At 46.1% G+C, this 18,658-nt stretch carries 18 protein-coding genes, 14 tRNA genes and 1 rRNA gene; 4 read left to right on the forward strand and 29 right to left on the reverse strand.

Features of this window, described 5'->3' with window-relative positions; genetic code table 11:
* Both BM243_RS07470 and BM243_RS07475 read right to left on the reverse strand, forming a co-directional pair.
* Positions 1–150 (reverse strand): 16S ribosomal RNA (locus tag BM243_RS07470); the annotation flags it as partial.
* A 439-nt stretch (positions 151–589) separates the two neighbouring features.
* A complete protein-coding gene (locus BM243_RS07475; RefSeq protein ID WP_074911768.1) occupies positions 590–2,317 on the reverse strand; it encodes an ABC transporter ATP-binding protein in 1,728 nt (575 codons plus the stop codon).
* 222 nt (positions 2,318–2,539) lie between these two features.
* On the opposite strand from BM243_RS07475, the gene BM243_RS07480 reads away from it, so the two are divergent.
* From BM243_RS07480 to BM243_RS07490, 3 genes are read left to right on the forward strand one after another with little or no spacing between them, the layout of a single operon-like run.
* A complete protein-coding gene (locus tag BM243_RS07480) occupies positions 2,540–3,262 on the forward strand; it encodes a glycerophosphodiester phosphodiesterase (protein ID WP_074911769.1) in 723 nt (240 codons plus the stop codon).
* Between the two features lie 2 nt (positions 3,263–3,264).
* Positions 3,265–4,485, forward strand: a complete 1,221-nt coding sequence (locus BM243_RS07485) for an MFS transporter (protein ID WP_074911770.1) — start codon at positions 3,265–3,267, stop codon at positions 4,483–4,485.
* Positions 4,486–4,514: 29 nt separating this feature from the next.
* The gene (locus tag BM243_RS07490; RefSeq protein ID WP_074911771.1) at positions 4,515–5,042 is read left to right on the forward strand and encodes a GNAT family N-acetyltransferase; all 528 of its coding nucleotides are present in this window, start codon (positions 4,515–4,517) and stop codon (positions 5,040–5,042) included.
* Positions 5,043–5,100: 58 nt separating this feature from the next.
* On the opposite strand, the gene BM243_RS07495 is transcribed toward BM243_RS07490, so the two are convergent.
* The 5 genes from BM243_RS07495 to BM243_RS07515 all read right to left on the reverse strand — a co-directional run bounded on the left by BM243_RS07495 (position 5,101) and on the right by BM243_RS07515 (position 8,949).
* Positions 5,101–5,907, reverse strand: coding sequence for a phosphotransferase family protein (locus BM243_RS07495; RefSeq protein WP_074911772.1), 807 nt, complete (start codon positions 5,905–5,907; stop codon positions 5,101–5,103).
* A 56-nt stretch (positions 5,908–5,963) separates the two neighbouring features.
* Positions 5,964–6,455 (reverse strand): dihydrofolate reductase, encoded by a 492-nt coding sequence (locus tag BM243_RS07500; RefSeq protein WP_074911773.1) that lies wholly within the window; start codon positions 6,453–6,455, stop codon positions 5,964–5,966.
* Between the two features lies 1 nt (position 6,456).
* Positions 6,457–7,245 carry a thymidylate synthase gene (locus BM243_RS07505; RefSeq protein WP_074911774.1) on the reverse strand — a complete coding sequence of 263 codons (789 nt, stop codon included), beginning with the start codon at positions 7,243–7,245 and terminating at the stop codon, positions 6,457–6,459.
* A gap of 219 nt (positions 7,246–7,464) precedes the next feature.
* Positions 7,465–8,706: a DUF438 domain-containing protein gene (locus tag BM243_RS07510; RefSeq protein WP_074911775.1), complete on the reverse strand. Its 1,242-nt coding sequence runs from the start codon at positions 8,704–8,706 to the stop codon at positions 7,465–7,467.
* A 21-nt stretch (positions 8,707–8,727) separates the two neighbouring features.
* Entirely contained in the window at positions 8,728–8,949 is a 222-nt protein-coding gene (locus BM243_RS07515; protein WP_083422685.1) for a DUF1858 domain-containing protein, read from the reverse strand.
* 245 nt (positions 8,950–9,194) lie between these two features.
* Between BM243_RS07515 and BM243_RS07520 the strand changes: the two genes are divergently transcribed.
* Positions 9,195–9,443 carry a hypothetical protein gene (locus BM243_RS07520; RefSeq protein WP_074911776.1) on the forward strand — a complete coding sequence of 83 codons (249 nt, stop codon included), beginning with the start codon at positions 9,195–9,197 and terminating at the stop codon, positions 9,441–9,443.
* A gap of 78 nt (positions 9,444–9,521) precedes the next feature.
* Here BM243_RS07520 and BM243_RS07525 read toward each other — a convergent pair whose 3' ends face one another.
* The 22 genes from BM243_RS07525 to rph form a co-directional block, all read right to left on the reverse strand.
* Positions 9,522–10,766 (reverse strand): glutamate-5-semialdehyde dehydrogenase, encoded by a 1,245-nt coding sequence (locus BM243_RS07525; protein ID WP_074911777.1) that lies wholly within the window; start codon positions 10,764–10,766, stop codon positions 9,522–9,524.
* Positions 10,763–11,569, reverse strand: coding sequence for a glutamate 5-kinase (gene proB, locus BM243_RS07530; protein WP_074911778.1), 807 nt, complete (start codon positions 11,567–11,569; stop codon positions 10,763–10,765). Before proB ends, BM243_RS07525 begins: the two co-directional genes overlap by 4 nt.
* Positions 11,570–11,751: 182 nt before the next feature.
* Positions 11,752–12,948, reverse strand: coding sequence for an NAD(P)/FAD-dependent oxidoreductase (locus tag BM243_RS07535; protein ID WP_074911779.1), 1,197 nt, complete (start codon positions 12,946–12,948; stop codon positions 11,752–11,754).
* A gap of 176 nt (positions 12,949–13,124) precedes the next feature.
* On the reverse strand, positions 13,125–14,348 hold the full coding sequence (locus BM243_RS07540) for a dicarboxylate/amino acid:cation symporter (protein WP_074911780.1): 1,224 nt from the start codon (positions 14,346–14,348) through the stop codon (positions 13,125–13,127).
* 247 nt (positions 14,349–14,595) lie between these two features.
* Positions 14,596–14,672 (reverse strand) — tRNA-Arg (locus BM243_RS07545).
* Positions 14,673–14,717: 45 nt separating this feature from the next.
* Positions 14,718–14,791 (reverse strand) — tRNA-Gly (locus tag BM243_RS07550).
* A 3-nt stretch (positions 14,792–14,794) separates the two neighbouring features.
* Positions 14,795–14,869, reverse strand: a tRNA-Gly gene (locus BM243_RS07555).
* A 12-nt stretch (positions 14,870–14,881) separates the two neighbouring features.
* Positions 14,882–14,966: transfer RNA gene (locus BM243_RS07560), tRNA-Leu, on the reverse strand.
* A gap of 17 nt (positions 14,967–14,983) precedes the next feature.
* A tRNA-Gln gene (locus BM243_RS07565) sits at positions 14,984–15,058 on the reverse strand.
* Between the two features lie 11 nt (positions 15,059–15,069).
* Positions 15,070–15,145: transfer RNA gene (locus BM243_RS07570), tRNA-His, on the reverse strand.
* A gap of 5 nt (positions 15,146–15,150) precedes the next feature.
* Positions 15,151–15,227, reverse strand: a tRNA-Arg gene (locus BM243_RS07575).
* A 4-nt stretch (positions 15,228–15,231) separates the two neighbouring features.
* A tRNA-Gly gene (locus BM243_RS07580) sits at positions 15,232–15,306 on the reverse strand.
* 15 nt (positions 15,307–15,321) lie between these two features.
* Positions 15,322–15,397 (reverse strand) — tRNA-Pro (locus BM243_RS07585).
* 17 nt (positions 15,398–15,414) lie between these two features.
* Positions 15,415–15,488: transfer RNA gene (locus BM243_RS07590), tRNA-Gly, on the reverse strand.
* Between the two features lie 5 nt (positions 15,489–15,493).
* Positions 15,494–15,569: transfer RNA gene (locus BM243_RS07595), tRNA-Lys, on the reverse strand.
* Positions 15,570–15,577: 8 nt separating this feature from the next.
* Positions 15,578–15,651: transfer RNA gene (locus tag BM243_RS07600), tRNA-Gln, on the reverse strand.
* Between the two features lie 4 nt (positions 15,652–15,655).
* A tRNA-Arg gene (locus tag BM243_RS07605) sits at positions 15,656–15,732 on the reverse strand.
* A 36-nt stretch (positions 15,733–15,768) separates the two neighbouring features.
* Positions 15,769–15,844, reverse strand: a tRNA-Pro gene (locus BM243_RS07610).
* A 278-nt stretch (positions 15,845–16,122) separates the two neighbouring features.
* On the reverse strand, positions 16,123–16,809 hold the full coding sequence (locus BM243_RS07615) for a YczE/YyaS/YitT family protein (RefSeq protein WP_074911781.1): 687 nt from the start codon (positions 16,807–16,809) through the stop codon (positions 16,123–16,125).
* 24 nt (positions 16,810–16,833) lie between these two features.
* Complete coding sequence (locus tag BM243_RS07620; RefSeq protein WP_074911782.1) at positions 16,834–17,310, reverse strand: metallophosphoesterase family protein; 477 nt, start codon at positions 17,308–17,310, stop codon at positions 16,834–16,836.
* Entirely contained in the window at positions 17,288–17,911 is a 624-nt protein-coding gene (gene rdgB / locus BM243_RS07625) for an RdgB/HAM1 family non-canonical purine NTP pyrophosphatase (RefSeq protein WP_074911783.1), read from the reverse strand. The genes BM243_RS07620 and rdgB overlap by 23 nt, the downstream gene beginning before the upstream one ends.
* Positions 17,908–18,645, reverse strand: coding sequence for a ribonuclease PH (gene rph / locus BM243_RS07630; RefSeq protein WP_074911784.1), 738 nt, complete (start codon positions 18,643–18,645; stop codon positions 17,908–17,910). The genes rdgB and rph overlap by 4 nt, the downstream gene beginning before the upstream one ends.
* Positions 18,646–18,658: the final 13 nt, after the last annotated feature.

Below are 18,658 nucleotides of genomic sequence, written 5' to 3' on the forward strand. Positions count from 1 at the left end.
CCCCACTTTGAGGCAGGTTACCCACGTGTTACTCACCCGTCCGCCGCTAAGAACGCTTCTATGTAAACATATCCGCATTCTCCGCTCGACTTGCATGTGTTAGGCACGCCGCCAGCGTTCGTCCTGAGCCAGGATCAAACTCTCAATTTAAAAGTTTGAACTAGCTATTCATTACACTAGCTTCTGAACTCCATTTTCATGAAGTTCGCACTTTCTTTTCAGAAAGTGGTTTTTTTTGATTTCTCAAAAAGAATTACTTTGGTTTTTTACCTATATTCTGTTTAATTTTCAAAGAACTGTGTTTGCTTTCGGCCGCTCTCATCAAGCGACTTGTCTATCTTATCACGGAGAAAGAATCTTTGTCAACATCAAATTGTATTAATTTCTCAAAAATTTTAGTTATTTTTATACAATTCACTTTCCTGTTGCCAGGCAGTATATTTCGACATATTCATAAAGTCTGTTCTTCGTGCTCTATAATCATACCCGATTTACCAAAACTTTACAATGACCCTTCTGAAAAGTTAAATGATAGTTCATAGACCAGAAAGAGAGCCCTTTCAGGCTCTCTTAGATCTCAAACATTCAGTTATGCGATGTCTGCGGACTTGAACTGTGAGTTGTACAGTTTGAAGTATTCGCCACGTTTCTTCATAAGTTCCGTATGCGTTCCATCTTCTTCTATCCCATTTTCAGTGAGCACTATAATTCGTTCCGCATTCCGGATGGTGGCCATCCTATGGGCAATGATAAAGGTAGTTCTGTCTTTGGCCAGCTCACTAATGGACTCCTGAATCACCGCTTCACTCTTATTGTCCAGTGATGAAGTGGCCTCATCCAAAATAAGGATGGGGGGATTCTTAAGAAACATTCTCGCAATGGAAAGTCTCTGCTTTTGCCCGCCAGAGAGCTTTACACCCCGTTCTCCAATATAGGTGTCAAATCCATTGGGCATATCCATGATAAATTCATAGGCATTGGCTTTCTTTGTGGCCTCAATGACCTCTTCTTTTGTGGCGTCCAGATTGCCATAAAGTATATTTTCATACACACTGCCGCTAAAAAGAAATACATCCTGCTGAACAATCCCGATGTTTCCACGAAGGCTTTCCATGGTCACTTCCTGTATATTCTTCCCATCTATATAGATTCCTCCGCTGCTGATTTCATAGAACCTCGGAATCAGATTGCACATGGTGGTTTTCCCTACTCCGCTGGGTCCAACAATGGCAATGGTCTGACCTTCCTTCACCATCAGATTGATGTTTTTCAGCACTGCTTCCCTGTCCCCATAGGAGAAAGCCACATCCTGGAACTCCACAGTCCCTTTGACGTCATGAAGATCTTCCGCTTCATCTTTGTCAATGATATCCGGAGTAATGGCCATGACCTCACTGAACCTTCTAAAGCCAGCCATTCCGCGCTGGAACTGCTCCACAAAATTCGCCAGTCTCTTCACAGGCTGAATGATGATGCCCATATAAATGATGTAGGCAAAGAGATCCCCTGTGTTGATTTCCTCCAGATGGAGAAAATAGCCCCCGAATGCCAAAGTCACAAGGTTCAGGATATTGGAGAAGAAATTGATCCCGCCGGAGAAGATCCCCAGCTGCCTGACACTTCTTGTCCGAAGCTTTTTGAAGGCATTGTTTCCTTCATCAAACTTCTTTTCCTCATACTCCTCATTGGTGAAAGACTTCACTACACGCACGCCAGAGATGGAGTCTTCCAAGCCTGCGTTGATGTCTGAAAGCTTCTCTCTCATCTGGCGGAAGGTTCTTCTCATCTTGCTGTTGTAGAAAACCGCAAACAGCACCAGGAAAGGAACCACGGCAAAGACGATGAGCGTAAGCTTCACATTCACAGTAAGAAGTAGACCAAAAGATCCAAGAAGCATGAGGCCTGAGATGAAAATATCCTCTGGACCATGGTGCGCCAGCTCACTGATTTCATTTAAGTCGTTGACCAGCCTGGACATGATATGCCCTGTTTTTGTTTCATCATAATACTTGAAGGACAGCTTCTGAAGATGAGAAAACATATCCTTACGCATGTCATATTCCATCTTCACTCCCAGAAGATGCCCATAGAAGCCCACCACATAATCCATCAAAAATCGGAAGATATAAAGGAAGAACATGGCAATGGCCACCTTCACAAGACGCTCCATATCATTGTTTGGAAGAATGTCATTAATAAAAGTCCTCGTGATCTGAGGAAAAATAAGATCCGTTGCCGCGATGAGGGTCGCTGCCACCATATCCAGAAGAAAAAGCCACTTATGCGGCTTATAGTACGATATAAACTGTTTGATCATTTCATTCACCTGCACATATAATTTCGTTCACCTTTCCATTATACCGGAGGAAATCCGAAAATGTGGAAAGGAAGTTCAAATCTGTTCTGGTTTATCGATAATCTCACTAGGTTCCTTTACCATAATTTTACTTTTGCATTCTCATAATTCTGTCACAACAATGCTAAAACAAGGGTATAATAAAACTATATACCAACCTAGAAAACAAACTGGAGGTAATCTATGCGAATTTATGCACACAGAGGTAACTCCTCTGTATATCCTGAGAATACCATGGCTGCTTTCCGATCCGCTCTTCATGTGGGCGCAGAAGGCATCGAAACCGATGTGCATCTGACAAAAGATGGTATCCTTGTAATCACCCATGATGAAGACATCAGCCGGGTATCGGACGGAAAAGGTCAAGTGAAGGATATGACATTGGAAGAACTCCAAAAATACGATTTCGGCAGCTGGAAAGGAGAGGCTTATAAAGGAGAGAAAATCCCAACTCTGAAAGAACTCCTGGACCTTATAAGAGACACCGACCTCATGCTGAATATAGAAATCAAAATGGGGTTTGTCCTCTACCCGGGTCTTGAAGAAAAACTTGTGGAGATGATCAGAGCAGAAGGGTTCCTTCACCGGGTCATCTTCTCCAGCTTCAATCACTACTCTCTTGCCCTGATCAAGCAGCTGGAGCCAGAGGCTAAAACCGCTCCATTATATGAGTGCGGACTCTTCCAGCCCCACGACTACGCCAAAACCCTTGGCGCTTCCTATATCCACCCCTCCTATACATCCATGGATCCGAGGCTCCTGGAAGATCTCAGAAAAAACGGCATAGGGGTCAATCTCTGGACCGTCAATGACGTCCGCACCGCCCACTACTTCAATACCCTCGGGATTGATGGTATCATCACAGATTATCCTGAAGAACTCATACAAGCACTATGGAGGCCGTAACTATGGAACACAAACTGGACTACAAAAAGACCTTTACTCTAGGCTTTGGTTTTTTTGCCATCAGCATCACTTGGAGCGTCTACAACGCTTTTATGCCACTGCTTCTTGGCAACTACCTGAAAAGCGCAGCACTTATTGGTTTTATCATGACCATCGACAATTATCTGGCTCTTTTCATTCAGCCCGCAGTGGGCTTCTACTCCGATAAGATCAACACAAAGTTCGGCCGAAGAATGCCCTTCATCATGGTGGGCATGCCTCTGGCAGCTGTTTTTATGTTTCTGATCCCTCAGACCAAGAGCCTCTATGCACTGGTTTTTGCTTTGCTCTTCATGAACCTGTCCATGAGCATCTACCGCTCTCCGGTGATAGCCCTAATGCCCGATATCACGGCGAAGCAGCACAGATCCAAATCAAACTCCATCATCAACTTCATGGGCGGCATTGGATCCCTCATCGCCTATCTCATTGGCGGAAGGCTTTTTGAGCTGAATGAAGGCTATCCCTTTATCCTCTCCTCCTTCCTCATCCTCTTTTCCTTTGGTGTTCTTTTCCTGAAGATCAAAGAGCACCGGGATGTGCTTCATTATGAATCCGCAGAAGAGAAAAGAAACCTCATTCAGGGTCTAGGCATTGCCTGGAAAGACAAAAATGCCAGAAATCTGCTCTTTGCCATCTGCAGCTGGTTCATAGCCTATAACGGTATTGAGACCTTCTTCACAAAATATGGACAGAGCTATTTGGGCATTCAGCCTGCTCAAGCCACCACAACCCTGGCATTCATCAGCTTAAGTTTCCTTGTGTTTGCCATACCTGCTGGAATCATTGGAACCAAGATCGGAAAGAAGAACACCATTCGTATGGGTGTGGGACTGGCTGTAATTCTCACCCTGACACTGTATCTTCTGAAGCCGCAGCAGAGCAACATGCTCCTCTACATGAGAATTCTCTTTCTTGGGGTAGGATTTGCCTGGGCTTCCATCAACATCAACTCCTATCCTCTGGTAGCCGACATGAGCCCCTTGGGACTTCTTGGCACCTATACCGGAGTTTATTATCTCTTCTCCTCCATCGCCAATATCATCTCCCCTGTACTTTTGGGTTTTCTCATTGATCTCATTGGATATCAGATCGTCTTTCTCTACGGTGCTTTCTTCTTTGGACTTGCGTTCCTCTTCATCAGCCAGGTCCATGACAAGAGAGCAGAAAACGGCAACGACTAAATAACCTTATGAAAGAATGGTGTCATTGTATGATCTACTTTGAAACAGAGCGGCTTCGCTTCAGAGACTGGACCCGGGAGGATCTTCCCCAGTTCAGGAAGATGAATAAAGATCCTCGTGTCATGCGATATTTTCCCGCTCCCCTGGAGGACGCAGAAACCGACGCTTTCTTTGACAGGATTCAAAATGAGTTTAAGGATTCAGGCTATGGGCTCTACGCGGTGGAGCTCATAGAGACTGGCGAATTCATTGGATTCATCGGGTTCCATGAAGCCTCCTTCAAAGCTTCCTTCACTCCTTGTATTGAGATCGGTTGGCGGCTGAAATCTTCTCACTTCAGAAAAGGCTATGCCACAGAAGGTGCCAGAGCCTGTCTAGACTATGGATTCAAAGTGCTGAAGTTCAAAGAAGTTTACAGCTTCACCGCTAAAATCAATCTTCCGTCTGAACGTGTCATGCAAAAGATTGGTATGACCAAAGCTGGAGAATTTGACCATCCCAATGTGCAGGAAGGGAGCCCCCTGAAGGCACACGTCCTATATAGAATAAATGCATAAGACAGAAAAAACCTGGTGTCTAAAAGACTCCAGGTTTTTCTTCGTTCATTTTTCTAGTTCAAATGTCTTCCAGTCGATGATGGATCTCATCCAGAAGAATACCGCATTCTTCATCTGAAATTCCTTCTCTCAATCTTGCGCCAAGGAGCACCGTTTCCCATAAGTAAAGATTCCTTTCCTCTTCCGGAGTGATCCCTCCCGTAAAATAAACCGCATGATATCCACTGAGAAGCTCACCTCTTAAGAGCTGAAGGGCATCTTTGATTTCCACGACCACGTCTGGAAACACTGCAAACTTCAGAATCATCTCCGTTCTCGCCACATCGGCCAAGGGATCCCCACTTCCTGCAGTCATCCAGTCCAAGACTACAATGCGCTCCTCGTCCAAAAAAATGTTATCCGGATGAAAATCCATATGGCAAAGGGATTCTTTTTCAGGCAGCTCTGACAGAATCTCAAGGAGCTTCCTCTTCATATCATCAGACAGTTTCTCAGCGTGTGAAAGTGCATGTTTTGTCCCTTCCTTTATGGATGGCAGGGACTTTAAGCCCACTGCATGGATTTTGTGATGGATCTCTGCCATAAGCTTTCCCATATCGCGGCTTTTCTCCGGTGAGGATGAGAGAAGCTTCGTCATGGAAGAACCTTGCACCTTCTCATAGATGAGGCCACTTCTTCCTTCAACCATTTCCCTCCCATATATGCCAGCGCAGAAGGGAAGGTGCTCACAAAGCAGTTTCTGCATCTGATATTCTCTGTCGGCTTCCTCTGCACTTACGAAGTCATTGAACAATTTGATGACGGTATCCTCTGACCAGTCATATACTTCAGCGGTTCTGCCTTCGCCAATCTTTTTCCCGATCACGCTTATCACCTCAAAGCTTTTTCAGTTGGAACGGTAGAGGAGAAATAAATTACCTTCTATTCTTCCTCTTTCTTCTGATACACTGTAAAATCCAGTTCTATCCCTGAATACTCATCCAAGGCTGTTTCACTATGAATCTCGACAAAGTCTGTAAGTTTATCCAGCGAGAAATACGTATCTCCCTGAAACTCTTTTTTCACATAAGTGATATAGAGCTTTTCACAGTAAGGCATGAAGTACTGGAAGAGCTCTCCTCCACCAATGATCATGACTTCTTCGGATAAGTCTCTATACTTCAGCACCTCTTCCAGATCATGAAGCACTTCTACCCCTTCCGGAAAGGAAAGATCTCGGTTTCTTGTGAGAACCACGTGTTTTCTTCCTGGCAGCATTCCGGGCAGACTCTCAAAGGTCTTCCGGCCCATAACCATGGTTTTGCCCATGGTCACTTTTTTAAAGTACTGAAGATCCTTTGGAATTCTCCAGGCCAGCGTGCCTTCTTTTCCAATGACCCCTTCTTCGGTTGTGGCAACAATAAGGCTCAGCATATCAGACAGACACCTCCATGGCGATTTTCCCCAGATGATTGTAGTCTATAAGCTTGATGTCTTCGATGGTGAACTCATAGAAGTCTTTCACCTCAGGATTGATCCAAAGCTTTGGCGCTTCCGGAGCTTCTCCTCTGGAAAGCTGCTCTTTCATCCCTTCCACCTGATTTTCATAGATGTGGGCATTGTTGATCACATGAGTAAACAGACCAGGCCTCAGCCCTGTCACCTGTGCTATGAGATGCACTAGCACCGCATACTGGGTCATGTTAAACGGAACACCCAGCGGAAGATCTCCAGATCTTTGCACCAGCATGCAGTTGAGTCTTCCATCGGTCACATCCCACATGGTCATGAACGCGCAAGGGTATAGGGATCCGCCTTCCAAATGGGGGATCTGCCAAAGACTCATGATCATCCTTCTGTCCTGGGGGTTGTTTTTCAGGCTGTGTATCAGCTGATCCACCTGATTGTATTCCTTCACCACCCAGCCATAGGAAGTGCCGATGGTACCGTCTTCCTTCATCCATTCATCCCAGATATGGACATTCTCTTCTTGAAGCTTCAAAACAGAATTGGACTGGTCCCGGTAGATCCAGAGCATTTCCTTCACTGCAGTCTTGAATCCCACGAATTTTGATGTAAGAATGGGGAATTCCTTCTCCAGATCAAACTGCATGATTTTGTGGGGGAGTTTATAGGTAGGCATCCCGGTTCGGTTGCCGTCATAGTATCCATGTTCCAGCACCTCTTTGACAATGCTGAGATATTGTATGTCCGCACGATTCATCTAAAATCCTCCTTCAGAAAAAACTTCTTCTATTCATTATAAAAGTTCTGCAGCGATTTTGGTAGGGTGTCCAAGAAAATCATCTGTTTAACAAAAACCATCTTAAAAGAAAAAGCGCCAGATCCTAAGACCCGGCGTACAGTTTCCGTATTTGTTTGTTTGGCATTAAGGGGGGTATGTGTTTGGTGTTCGTATATATACCAGAGACTACGTATAGGCCTAGTCTGCGAGTATTCTCTTTTCTCCCTCGAGCTCACGGATGCCTTTGACATTCTGTGTCACTTCCAGGGTGCCCATGTACTTTCCTTTCTCATCTCTCACCGCATAGTAGGTGATGAGAATGAACATGTTACGGGAATTGATCCAGAAACTTTCCTCATCCTTCACACCTGCTTTGAAGTCCGCCAGGAGCTTCTCCACCGTGCCCACACTTTGTGGTGGATGACAGTTCTGCACCGTACGTCCGATGACGGACTTGGTTCTTGCAAAGATTCTTTCTTTGGCCAGATTGAAGTATTTCACTGTGTCCTTCTCATCAATAAAAGTGATGTCCACAGGCAGAGTATTCATGATTTTTTCCAGTTCTTTCACAGAAAGATAGCCCACTCCGAACCGTACATTTCCATCGGGTGCATTCTCTTCTTTCTTCTTCGGATTCCCGATGAAGGAGACTCTGTCAGGTGCCCATTTGCCTTCAGGGGATACGATGCAGTAGCCGATTTCTTCACTGTCCTCAGCAATCTCCAGCCACTCATCTTCTGTGAAGACTTCCAGAATCATCGGGATGAGGATCTGCTCTTCTTTAAAAATCATTTCTTTGATTTTGGTGAGGGTCGCTGGTGCATGAGTCTTCAGAGCTTCTCTGTTCTCATCGATGACCATCTGCTTCATTTCTTTGATGGCAAGACGGATCTCATCATCCACACCCCACATGACCTTCGGTGGTGCACTCATGCCGTACTTTTCCATATAAGGGAAAATCACATTCTCTTTTCTGGAGTAGTGTTTGTCAATATCCCAGAGCAGATTGATGTCCTGAAGAAGAAGATTCTTGATGGGCGCTTCCGGATGGTTGATAAAAGCCTCCATCTTTGGCTCCAGATCCTCTTCCAGAAGACTGGTCAGGGCATAGTTTTCTTCTCTTATGACTCGCACTGGATGACCAATGCTTTCTTCTTCCTTGCTTCTGGTATGGACCTCATCCACAGACCCCTTGAAGATATCCGCATGGACATCACAAAGTCTCTGGATCTCTTCCACAGGCATGCCTTCCTGTACCAGTCCTTGTTCCATCTGAGTGATTTCAAAGGAGGAGACTCCTGTGAAATTTGCTCGGAATTCTTTTTTCACTTCTTCAGGATCTACGCCATCATGAAGCTTCAGGATCATTCCTTTCAGAAGTTCCTGTCTTTTATTTTTGTTGGTCTCATTCAGTTCACGGTTGTTGATTACGTTGCTCATTTTTCCCTCCACTTTCCATTCTTACTCTAGGATGGTGATGCCACTTTTTGAAAAAGCATCGATGATGGTTTCCAGCGGTACATTTTTCGCTCTGGAAACCTTCGGCAGTGTCATGATTTTTCCCATGGTCTTCAGCATGATGGGGTTCGTAATCTGGTCAAATCCCAGCGACTTCAGAACTTCCGCAGCTTCGGGGCATTTCTTTACAATTTCTTCTACCGTATCCTGCATCTGTATGGTCAAATCTCTTCACTCCCTTCACTTGATGAACTCATTATAAATGGAGAGCCATTGCTAAAACTTTGACCTGCATCAAATTTCTTCAACTTTTCTTTCACAGGACAAATAAATCTTACCATTTTACTCGGATTTTGAAAAGTACTTTTATAAAAAATGAAGATTTTACCTTTTCTTTACCAAAAACCATGATTTTACCTTTATAATATAAGCATAAAAAGAATATTCAGTCTATTTAGGAGGGATCTGACATGTCTAGAGTCGTATTCTACCACAAGAAATTCAAGGTTCTCCAAATCGGAAAATCTTCCTATGTCGTTGTGCGAAAGAATACCACTAACTACAGCCAGCACTCCCATCTTTCTTCCTTGAATGGAGCCATCCGCCTCATTAAACTTCTCGATGAAGGCCGTCTACCCCGCTCAGACTACTTGAAAGAATCCGCACGGCGCCTTCTGAAGGATCAGGAGTATATGAGACTGAAATCCATCACCTCATAGATAAAAGCTTCCACACGGATCGTTCTCCATAAAAGAGAACTTCATCGTGCCGGAAGCTTTCAGTTTTTCCTTATGAAATTATGAACGGATCTGTCCTTGACCAAAAATGATGTATTTGGTGGAGGTGAGCTCCGTCAGTCCCACAGGACCTCTCGCATGAAGCTTCTGGGTGGAGATGCCCATTTCAGCACCCATCCCCATGGCCTGTCCGTCAGTGAACCGGGTGGAGGCATTGACATAGACCGCCGCCGCATCCACTTCATTGAGGAAGGTCATCGCATGTCCATAATTTTCTGTGATGATGGCCTCGGAATGCCCTGTACCATACTTTGCAATATGTTCCATGGCTTCTTCCAGACTTGCCACAGTCTTCAGGGAAAATGCAAGGTCCAGATACTCCGCAGCATAATCTTCTTCCGTGGCTTCGTTAAAGGAAGCAATCACTTCTCTTCCCTTCTCATCGGCCATGACTCTCACACCATGTTTCTTGGTCAGTTTTTCAAGCTTAGGCAAAAAGCGCTCTATAATGGCTTCATGAACCAATAGAGACTCCATGGCATTACAGACTCCGGTTCTCTGGGTCTTCGCATTCTCGATGATGGAAAGAGCCATGGTCTCATCCGCACTTTCATCCACATAGATATGGCAGTTGCCCACTCCGGTTTCAATGACAGGCACCGTGGATTCTTTCACCACTCTTTGAATAAGTCTTGCAGACCCTCTTGGAATCAGCACATCCAAATATTCATTCATTCTCATGAACTCTCCTGCCGTCTCATAGGAAAGGTCTTCAATGAGCTGCACCATGTGGGGATTCAGCCCCTTCTTCACAAGAGCGGCCTGTATCACCGAAACCAGTGCCTTATTAGAGGAGATGGCCTCTTTGCCTCCCCTTAAAATCAGTGCGTTGGAGGACTTGAGACAAAGAGCTGCAGTATCAATGGTCACATTAGGTCTGGATTCATAGATGATTCCCACCACGCCCAAAGATACGGTCTTTTTCCCAATCTGAAGACCATTTTCCAGAGTCTTCATAGAAAGCACCTTCCCGATGGGGTCCTCCATGGTACGGATAGATAAGATCCCTTCCACCATGCTGTCGATTCTCTTCGGATTCAGAAGAAGCCGGTCCAGAAGAGCTTCCGAAAGATTTCCCTCTTTCCCACTTCTAAGATCTTCCTCATTGGCCTGCAGTATTTCTTCTTCCTTCACTTTCAGCTCTTCTGCCAAAGCAGCAAGAAGTTCGTTCTTTTCTTTCGTAGAGAGTCTCGCCAGTTCTCTGGCGGCCTTTTTCGCTTCTCTGCCAATCTCTATCATGGTCATTTCTTCTTTCCTCCCAAAAACAGTGTGCCGATTTCTTTCCCCATGAGGATCTCTTCCACGGTCTCATTTCCTGCACCATTGGCCAGCACCACATGGATGCCTCTTTTTGTGGCATACTTGGCTGCCTTAATCTTCGTGATCATGCCTCCCGTGCCAAGCTTCGTGGAAGAATCTTTGGCGATGGACTCCACATAGTCATCGATCTTTTCCACCAGGCTCATGAGCTTCGCTTCCGGATTCTTTCTGGGGTCATCGGTGTACAGTCCATCGATGTCCGAAAGAAGAATGAGAAGGTCCGCATCCACAAGGGAAGCCACCACTGCAGACAGCGTGTCGTTGTCACCAAAGATGATCTCATCTGTGGAGATGGTGTCATTCTCATTGACGATGGGTACTATGCCGTTTCTCAAAAGTTCCTTCATGGTATTTTTCGCATTGAACTTCATGAATTTGTCTGTTTCCACCTGTTTGGTCACAAGAATCTGAGCCACCTGATAGTTGTACTCCTGGAAAAACTTCTGGTACATATTCATGAGCACCACCTGCCCCACAGCAGCGGCCGCCTGTTTTCCTTCGATGTCTCTGGGACGCTCTTTCAGATGCATTCTCTGTGCCCCTACGCCTATGGCCCCAGAAGATACAAGAACCACTTCATAGCCCCTGTTCTTCAGATCAGAAATCATCCGGGCCAGATGCTCCATTCTATAGATATTGATGAGTCCCCCTGTATGAGCAATGGTGGATGTGCCTACCTTGATGACCACTCTTTTGACCTCTTTGATTACTTCACGTTCTTTTATCATATCATTCCCTCATTATTCGCAATTTCTGCCTGTTCATATTTCTTCATTTTATCCTTCTCACACCAGAAATTCAATGACTGCAACATGAGATTGCCATTCCTTCACCCGTAAACGATACCCATCACTATTCTTGCAAGGAAAAGGGAAAAAGCAGGTCATATCCTTAGGAAGAAGAAAGCCCCTCAGCGGTCCAGCCTTACGATCTCCGCATAGGGATTCTCTCTGCCCAGGAGAAGATCTTTTATGATTTTTGCTCCAGCCATACTGTAACAGGTGCCATTCCCCTCATACCCCAGCAGATAGTAGCGGTTTTCCCTGCCAGGTTCTTTTCCAATGAGGGGCAGTCCATCTTTCACACTGCCAAAGAGCGCATTGTAAAAATGTTCCACTTCTAAGGGCAGTTTATGAAACAGAAGCTTCTCGCAGGACGCTTTAAGCTCCGCTTCCTTCTCTTTGAGTTTTTTCTCCTCTTTTTCCACATGGCTCACTTCTTCGTCCAGTCCTCCCGCTACAATCCTTCCCTCCTGGCTGGTTCGAAGATAAAGGTACGGATCTCTCGTCTCCCAGATCATCACTTCATCTTTCCAGGGGCTTCCGCTGATCTTTTCAGTCACCAGAGCATAGGTCCTGCCAATTGCAATCTTATCTTTCAAAAAGGGATAGACATAGGCATATCCTGTGGCAAAGATCACTTCCTGGAAATGGATCTTATGGCCGTCTTTGGTGAAGATTTCCTGCTCCTTCACAGAGGAAAGATCCACTTCTGTATCCTCATAATACTGTACTCCTTTTTCCGCATTCTCTCTTGTGAGGGTTTCGATGAATTTCACCGGGTCCACATCTGCATCTCCATCTATGAGCAGGGCGCTGTAGCAGTCTATATCATACTCTTTCCTGGCTTCTTCCCTAGAAAGATACCGAAGGCGCATTCCCTGGCCTTTCAATGCCTCATATTCTTTTCTGAGCTTTTCCTCATGGTCCTTTTCTGTGGCCATATAGAGGCTCTGCCTTTCCCTTAAGGAGCATTCTGGAAAGATCTCCCGGATGCTGTGAAGATCCATCAAGGCTTCCTGACACATCCGGTAAAACCTTCTGGCGTTTTCTTCACCAATGGTCTCCATGAACGCACTGAGCATCGTGTCGCTGGATACTTGCAGAAGCCCCGTGTTGGCTCTGCTGCTTCCTGAGGCAATGTCTTTGCCGTCGATGACCGTGATTTTCCTCTCCGTTGACTTTGAAAGCACGTACGCTGTGAGGGTGCCTGACATGCCTCCCCCGATGATCAAAACATCTGTTTCCAGATCATTTTTCACCTTTTCAAAATGGAACCGTCTATTTCTTTCATCCCAGTGGGTATCTCCGTATATCAAATCCTTCATAGTCTCCTCCTTCAGCACTTTTCTTTCTATGCTACCCTTGTGCCATACAGGTGGCAAGTGAACATAGTTTGAAACATCTTTGAACAAGAGAAGAGGAGTGGAGCCTGCAGAAGGATTATCTAAGCGTAAAGAAAGAGAAGCTTCATGCTGAATACTTCTCTTTCTGTCTTAGAATACTATACTGCTTCTACTTCACTTATGGTCTTTCCTTCCTTCAGAAGGCTCTTCTTATGGAAGGTTTCCACAAGGATGGCCAGAGCATTGTCACCGGAGACATTAGCGGCTGTGCCGAAGCTGTCCTGGGTGAGATAAAGGGTGATGAGAAGCTGTCCCATGGTTCCAGTGGGATCAATGCCCACCAGAGTCAGAAACGGCAGTGCACTCATGATGGCCCCACCAGGGGCTCCTGGTGCTGCCACCATAGCTACACCAAGGGTCGCTATGAAGGTCGCCATGAGAGAGATTCCATGGGGCAGATCATAGATGAGAAGCACCGCTGTGACACAGCTGGTGATGGTGATGATGCTGCCTGCCAGATGTATGGTGGCACAAAGAGGCACCACAAACTCCCTAATTTCTTTAGACACACCATTTTTTCGTGCACATTCCACATTTACCGGAATGGTGGCTGCACTGGACTGAGTCCCCACTGCTGTCACGTAGCCTGGAATCTGATTCTTAAGAAGCATCCATGGATTCTTCCCAGAAACACCACCTGCCACAAAGAACATGAATCCCACATAGAGCAGGTGCAGCGCGATGATGAGGAGAAATACCTTCCAGAAAATGGACAGGATGGAGAAAACGGACCCTGAATAGCTGAGATTCAGAAAGTTCCCGAAAATATACACTGGAAGAAATGGAATGATGATGGTGGACAGCACTTTGGAGATGATCTCCGAAAATTCTTTAAAGAATCCATAAAGATACTTTCCGCTTCCCTTGGATTTCAAAGCCGATATCCCCACTCCCATGACGAAGGAGAACACAATGGCTCCTGTCACATCTAACAGTGGTGACAGCGGAATGGAAAATAAAGTGCTGAGGCCCTCACCGGAACCGCTGATCTTCTCTACCAGTGATTCTCCGATAAAAGAAGGGAAGAAAGCTGAGGCCATAAGATAGGAAAGGATCCCCGCCGTAAGCGTCGAACCATAGGCCAGGACCGTTGTCATGCCCAGGAGCTTTCCTGCTCCTTCCGTCAGGTCCGAGATCCCCACAACCACAAAGCCCAGAATCATCAGTGGAATGATAAAGGAAAGGAAGGTGGAGAAGATACTGGAAAAGGTGACAGGAAGCCTCAACACTCCTTCTGGAAGGAATCTCATCTGACCCACAAGAATACCCAGAATAATAGCAATGATCAGTTTCGGGACGAGTCCCAGTTTCTTTTTCTTCATAACAGTTCCCCCTGCTTTATTTCTGCACTCACAGAAACACATTTCATTTGTTCTTCCATTAAAGACAGTTGTCCTTAACACGAGAATGTTTTGATTATACTATCGCGTCAGAAGGAAGGCAATAGGAGAAATTCATGTTTTCGTTTACAATTTAGAAATATTTTATCTGGGCTGAGTACAGCAAAAAACAGCAAAATAAAAAAGCCTTCTCGCATTACATTTCTGTATCTGCAAAAAGACTTTGTTTTGGTGCCCCATGAGCGACTCGAACGCCCGACCAATGGTTTCGAAGACCACTACTCTATCCAACTGAGCTAATGAGGCAAAAGGATATCTTTTGAAAAAAACCTGCCATCAGGCAGGTTTTAGTGGAGCGGGTGAAGGGAATCGAACCCTCACGACCAGCTTGGAAGGCTGGAATTCTACCATTGAACTACACCCGCAAGTGGAGCGGAAGACGAGATTCGAACTCGCGACGTTCACCTTGGCAAGGTGACGCTCTACCACTGAGCCACTCCCGCATAAAGAGTTTTTGGTGCAGATGAAGGGAGTCGAACCCCCACGCCTCTCGGCGCTAGATCCTAAGTCTAGTGCGTCTGCCAATTTCGCCACATCTGCATTATTATTGTTCTGAATGGCTGGGATAGCTGGATTCGAACCAACGAATGCCAGAGTCAAAGTCTGGTGCCTTACCACTTGGCGATATCCCACTAGATAAAAATGGGGTGAACGATGGGACTCGAACCCACGACAACCAGAATCACAATCTGGCGCTCTACCAACTGAACTACGTCCACCATAATGGTGCGTCTTAAGAGATTCGAACTCCTGGCCCACGCCTTAGAAGGGCGTTGCTCTATCCAGCTGAGCTAAAGACGCAAAATGGAGCGGAAGACGAGATTCGAACTCGCGACATTCACCTTGGCAAGGTGACGCTCTACCACTGAGCCACTCCCGCGTATTTTAAAATTAATGGTCGGGGTGACAGGGATTGAACCTGCGACCTCATGCTCCCAAAGCACGCGCGCTCCCAGCTGCGCTACACCCCGAAGGTATTTGGTTAAAATGGAGCGGGTGAAGGGAATCGAACCCTCACGACCAGCTTGGAAGGCTGGAATTCTACCATTGAACTACACCCGCATAGATGGTGATCCACCGGGGAATCGAACCCCGGACACCATGATTAAAAGTCATGTGCTCTACCGACTGAGCTAGTGGATCATAAGAAATGGCTGGGATAGCTGGATTCGAACCAACGATGCCAGAGTCAGAGTCTGGAGCCTTACCACTTGGCGATATCCCATTAATGGTGCGTCTTAAGAGATTCGAACTCCTGGCCCACGCCTTAGAAGGGCGTTGCTCTATCCAGCTGAGCTAAAGACGCATATCCTTTTACCTAAGGACTATGCCCCCGATAAAATGGTCGGGGTGACAGGGATTGAACCTGCGACCTCATGCTCCCAAAGCACGCGCGCTCCCATCTGCGCTACACCCCGTCAGTCATCTGTTTTCGACGACAATAATGATTCTATACTAAAATCCGGGGCCCGTCAATAGCTAACTTGGAAGATTTTTTGAAGATTTTCACCCGGGAGGCTAAACTCCTTAGGACTCAATCTAAAAACACGAACATTTTTTTTAAGGACTCACGCCTTAAGACACTTTGTGCTACCTGATGGCTGATTTTTCTCATTCCGCTCTTCAGGAGTCAATTATGATTATAACCCAACTTCCTGAAGTTGAAAAGGCCAAAAAAAAGAAAATTCCCAGAAACCTAGGAATTTCCATCCACCTTTTCTTGAGGCACCGCTGTGATCAGCTGCTCCTTGTTCTTCAGAAACAAGGCCAATGGTTCTTTCAGGAAAGCTGAAAAAACACCAACAAATTTCCCAATAAGCAGTGCCGAAATAAGCGTACCAAGACCAATCCCCTTAATGCTGCCAAGGAAAAACACGGAGAAAAGAACACTGATTGCGAGCATGGTGAGATCAAAAAATACTTTCACTTTTGAAAAAGGCTTCTTCACCTTCACGGAGATCACCTCTGTGAGGCCTTCAGCAGGCAGCGGCATCACCCGGACCCCCACATAAAGAAATATGCCAAGACCGCACACCGCAGCGCTCAGTACCGCCAAAAAGAGCCTCACAGGGAGATTTGACGGCACCTCTATAGAAAAGAGCAGCGCATTGGAAAAATTGACAAAATATCCGAATAAAACAGAGCACAGCACCTGAAGAGAAGAAGTGAACTTAAACTCTTTTCCCAAAAGAAGAAACTGCACCAGAATAAACAATATGAACACACCCATGGTGAAATATCCCATCTTCACTGGAAAAATCAGACTCAGCACATAAGCCAGAGAGCTTACGGGCGAGACGCCCAGATTTGATTTCACAGAAATGGATACCCCAAGAGCAAGAATAAAAAGACCCAGGACATAAAGTCCGATTTTTTTCAGCATGATTTCCCCCAACTTCTACTTTTTTTACAGATGAATGAGCTTGAATGAAGCCGATGTGCCCACCGTCACCATGGCAAGACTGGGCTTCTGTCCTCTTTTCGGCAAAGCTGCGCTGCCGGGATTAAGAAGAGTCACCCCATCCACGACACTCTCATCCGCAATGTGCGTATGGCCGTAAAAAGCCACCTGTGCGCCTCTTTCTTTTGCGTGACGGGCCAGAAGCCCTAAGGTGCTTTTCACCCCTTGAGCGTGTCCATGGACCGCTAGAAGCGTCAAATGCTCTGTTTTTATGAGAAGTTCCTGGGGTTCGTGGACACTGTAGTCACAGTTTCCTGGAACCCTTCTCACTTCCCTCTCCAAGATGGCTTCCATGACCTCCGCATCGTCCATCACATCCCCCAGATGGATGATGAGATCCGGTTTCTCTTTCTCGATGATTCTGCAGGCTTTTTCTACAGAAGACAGGATATGGTGGGTATCAGACACCAAAGCGATCTTCAATCTTTCTCAGCTCCTCCTTCAGTTTCATCAGGGCATTGGCCCGATGGGAAACAGCATTCTTTTCCTCTGAGGAAGCTTCCCCAAAGGTTTTATGCAGGTCAAAGGAATAAAACAGAGGATCATAGCCAAATCCGCCGCTTCCTGTCAGCTCCTGAAGGATTCTTCCTTTGGCGTATCCTTCTACCCGGATGTCCACCTCATTTCCTAAAAACACAATGGCAGAAACAAATTGTGCGGTTCTGGCTTCTTCCTTCACAGAAGAAAGCTCTCTCAGAAGCTTCTCGTTGTTCTCCGCGTCATTATGGCCTTCTCCCGCATACCGCGCAGAATAGACCCCTGGCGCCCCATCGAGATAATCCACGGCCAGACCTGAGTCATCAGACAGCACAAAAGACTCTGCCTTTTCCTCTTCACTTAGTGCCTCGTAGAGCTCAAAAGCCTTTTTGTGGGCGTTGCCCAGAAAGGTATCTTTATCCTCCACCACATCCATGTTGATTCCAGCTTCACTCTGGCTGATGATCCTCAGCGGAAACTCCTTCAATATATCTTTGATTTCCTCAATTTTATGTGCATTATTGCTTGCAATGATCAGTGTCTTCAAAATTCTATCCTCCCTAAATCGCTGCCAAGGGTCTCTTTCACAAAGTTCTGGAGATCCATGTTTCCTTTTTCTCCAAGAGCCAGAAGCGCTGTGAGCTCTTTGGCTGTGAAAGGACGTTCTTCTCCTGTCCCCTGCAGCTCGATGTATTCTCCTTTATGGTTCATGATGACATTCATGTCCACCATACAGCTGGAATCCTCCACATAGTTGAGGTCCAGGATCGCTCCCTCCTCATGGATGCCCACACTGACGGCAGAAACCATCCCCTGTAGAGGATACGTCTCAAAAGGCGTCAGCTTATCGACGGCATTCAATGCGTCCACCAGGGCCACAAAAGCACCTGTAATGGAAGCGCATCTGGTTCCACCATCTGCCTGGATCACGTCACAGTCGATCCAGACGGTTCTTTCTCCTAAGGCTTCCAGATTCATCACAGAGCGCAGTGAACGCCCAATGAGCCTCTGGATTTCTGTGCTTCTGCCATCCAGCCGAAGCTTTGCAATATCTCTGTTTTTTCTCGTCTGGGTGGAACTTGGGAGCATCGCATATTCCGCTGTAACCCATCCTTTTCCTGAACCCTTCAGAAACATGGGTACTTTCTCCTCCACCATGGCGGTGCAGAGCACTTTGGTATCTCCCATTTCTATAAGCACAGACCCCTGAGCATGTTTCGTGAATCCACGGGTCATCTTGATCTGTCTTGTTTCGTCACTCTTTCTTCCATCAAATCTCATTTATCATTCTCCT

The sequence above is a fragment of the Proteiniclasticum ruminis genome, from assembly GCF_900115135.1.
Classification (GTDB): Bacteria; Bacillota; Clostridia; order Clostridiales; family Clostridiaceae; genus Proteiniclasticum; species Proteiniclasticum ruminis_A.